This window comes from Pedobacter sp. 01N416 (genome assembly GCF_056399685.1).
The window spans coordinates 1-3,458 of sequence record NZ_JBFTRT010000538.1 but is presented as its reverse complement, the minus strand read 5'-3'; the positions used below and the strand labels follow the sequence as shown (position 1 = coordinate 3,458).

Annotated in this window: 2 protein-coding genes; both read right to left on the bottom strand. The window is 41.5% G+C overall.

Annotated features, from left to right (window positions below):
* A partial coding sequence (locus tag AC1DND_RS23125; RefSeq protein WP_477584940.1) for a RagB/SusD family nutrient uptake outer membrane protein occupies window positions 1-1,033 on the bottom strand: 1,033 nt, incomplete at its 3' end.
* 17 nt (window positions 1,034-1,050) lie between these two features.
* A partial coding sequence (locus AC1DND_RS23120) for a SusC/RagA family TonB-linked outer membrane protein (RefSeq protein WP_477584939.1) occupies window positions 1,051-3,458 on the bottom strand: 2,408 nt, incomplete at its 5' end.

Genomic DNA, 3,458 nt, shown 5'->3' with positions numbered 1-3,458 from the left:
TCCATGCGCTCTTTTGTACGGTTCCCTGTCTTTCGATGATAAAGGTATTTGGCACACGTTTATCAGCGGTTAGGCCGCTAAAAAGTGCCCTGCTTTCTTTACTGATCTGGTAGCCGCCCTGTCCGTTAACAGAAGTAAGCGCATAGGCAATGCTATCAAGGTTGGATGCATTTGAAATCGCCGTTAAAAATGGCAAAGCATTTAAACCATAGTTTGCGCCATTTTCATCACGGTTATAATAGGCCAACATGATTACTTCAGCGTTTGCCCTCGTTGTGGTTACATCTTTAAAGTTGGTCAATAATGAAACACCTGTGGCTTCTACTGCAGCAGCAGCGGTGATCGCATCGTTAAAATCTGCCGTTCCTCCAGCTAATACTTTGGCGCTCCATAATTTAGCTTCAGCTTTTAACGCCAATGCAGCGCCATACGAAAACCTGTATTTGGATACGTAAGTTTTTTCAGGAAAAAGTGCTATAGCCTGATCTAAATCAGCAAAAACCTGTTTCATCACCTCAGTGGCTTTCGCTCTTGGCAAAAGTGGAACATTATCATCGGTAATGGTTTCGAGCATCAATGGAGTATCGCCAATAATCCTAACCAGATAAAAATAAGTATAGGCACGCTGACAAAGTGTTTCGGCCTTTAACCTGTTCTTCGTAGCCGCATTAGAAAAAGGAAAAGGCTCTATTTTGCTGAGCAGGAGATTACAGTTACCAATGGCTTTGTATTGTCCATTGTAGTTTAAAGCACCTACTGTTGGACTTAATATCTGTGACCATACCGTTGTTAAACGGCTGTTGGTTCCATTTATGAGTTCCTCGCTCCGTTCGGTACCGTAGGTAATGGAATTGGCAAAGGCCCTGATGGAAGTATATGTTCCGGTAACATAGGGAAGAAAATCGCCCTCACTTTTAAAGTAAACCTGATCGGTAATCTGCGATTGTGGTTTAACTTCGAGTAATTTTTTGCAAGATGAAAAAGCTGCTGCTATTACAATGATAACAGAAAGCAGGATATATTTCTTGGTCATTTTCATGTTTTTAAATGTTAAAATCTTAATGATGCGCCTAAGGTGAACTGTCTTGGACGAGGATAACCTCCCGGATCGAATCCTGTGTAAGTTTCAGGGTTCAACCCTTTGTATTTAGTGAGGTAACCTACGTTGGTAACGCTCGCAAAAACACTCATTCCGGTTGAACCGATTTTCGACATGATGTTTTTAGGCAGATCGTAACTCAGGTAAATTTCGCGTAAGGCTAAAAAGTCTCCTTTCGAAATCATGGTAGAAACATCCGATGCATAACCACTTCCGGTACCTACCGTACTGGCTCCCTGTCTGATAAAGTTTTTCTGTCCGAAATCAGCGTCCCCGAAAGAGAAACGGGCATATAATTTATCCACATCACCAGATTTTTGCCAGATATCGTTCCCTAAAGCTTGTGCCGGAGCACCTTCATTATAGGCCCTGCCCTGTCCTAAAGATCTGGCTAAAGCGCCATCAGAGATCACAAAGCCTAAAGCATAATCCATATTAACCCTAAGCGTAAAACTTTTATAGGTAAATGTATTTTGAAAACCTCCGATTTTATTTGGTGTTTTATAACCCATAAACACCATATCGCGGTTATCGATAATGTTATCGTTGTTTAAATCTGCAAACTTGTAATCTCCCGCATGTTTACCTACCGTTATACCAGCCGCCGTAGCAATCTGATCTACTTTACCCCATGCAGCAGCTTCAGCCTCTGTAGAAAAAACCTTCTCTACCTGCCAGGCATAGTAACCAAACGGGCGTTCTCCTTCTGCATATCCGCCCACTTCAATTTCTTTACCGGTATTTGGATCGATGACAACGCCTCCATTCTGTCTATTTTTTAACCTGCCATTATTAGGTAAGCTGATTACTTTTTGCGCGTTGTAGGCAAAAGAGAAATTGGCGTTCCAGGCGAAATCTTTCATTTTCAGCACAGTTGCCTGAAGCTCGATTTCTATCCCTTTGTTCTGGATTGTTCCGTTATTGAATGTAATGGTAGAAAACGGCGCCTCTGCTGGCAATGGTTTAGAATCGATGCGGTTTTTGGTTAGTTTATCATATAAATCGACAGTAAGATTCACCCTGTTCTTGAAAAAACCTGCTTCTACCGCAACATCAGTTGTTTGTGTGGTTTCCCAAACCAGGTTCGGATTGGATAAGTTTGCACGTTGGATGCCTGAATTCTGTGCATAAACCGCTGAGGTATAACTTCCATAAGTATCGGTTAAATCTAAATCGCTCGAACCTGCCTGTCCCCAGCTTCCTCTAAGTTTTAAGGTGCTCACCACATTCGATTTCCAGAAATCTTCTTTATGGATATTCCATCCTGCAGAAACCGACGGGAATAATGCCCACTTATTTTCAGGGGCAAAATTTGAAAAACCATCGTTCCGCAATACGCCGCTTAAAAGGTATTTACTTTTATAATCGTAACTCAGCTGTCCGAAAAAACTCGCAGATTTAGTTTGGTTAATGCGCGTTCCGAAATTGGTAACATTGGTTACTGTTACACCGTTAATGGTGGTTACAGTTGGTTCGTTTATCGTGGTAATGTAATCGTTGGTTCCACGTTGCGAACCTATATCGATACTGTTCCCGTCATTTTTGGTATAATTAAAACCAGCCAATGCGGTAAAATGATGGTTTTCTTTTAAGGTGTAATCGTACTGTACGATCTGATCGATCATCAACTGACGGGTGTTGTTGGTATTCTCCGTTTTTAACCGGGTGGTTGCAAACTGGATCGGATCTGGAAATGCTTTTCTTGAAAAAATAGTTTTGTCATCGCTAATTAAGTAAGACAAAGCTGGCCTGTAATGTAGGCCTTTAACAATAGCCCAATCTGCATCTACCCTCGAAACCAATCGTTCAGTTGATGCTTTGGTATTATCGTAGGCCAACGTATGAAAGCGGTTTCTTGTCGTTAGGTTTTCGCCTGTAGTTGGTGTACCATCATCTTTAAAAATTCTGATCAGAGGCGTAATGCGTGTAGCGCGTACCAGGTCGTTGGTATATGCATCTACATAATTTGGCAATACATTCTGGTAGTTAAGCATGGCATTGATCTGTAGTTTTTCGCTTGCTTTAAACCCAAAATTTCCAAGCGCACTATATCTTTTATAGCTTGTGCCCACAAAAGTACCTGCCTGATYAACGTAGTTCATTGATATATTGTAAGTAGCAATCTGGCTGCCTCCATCAATCCCAAAATTGTAATTATTGCTTATGCCGGTATTCCAAAGCAGATCCTGGTAATTATTGTCGGCAAATAACAGTTTAGTACCCGGATTAATCGGATCATCCATAGTCTGCCAGCCGTTGGCCAATAAATTATCTGCATATCCCTGGCCTTCAACAGCTACAATGTTATCATATAATGCTGTTAAATTTGTTCCAACACCATACTGCCCTTTGGCAGTGT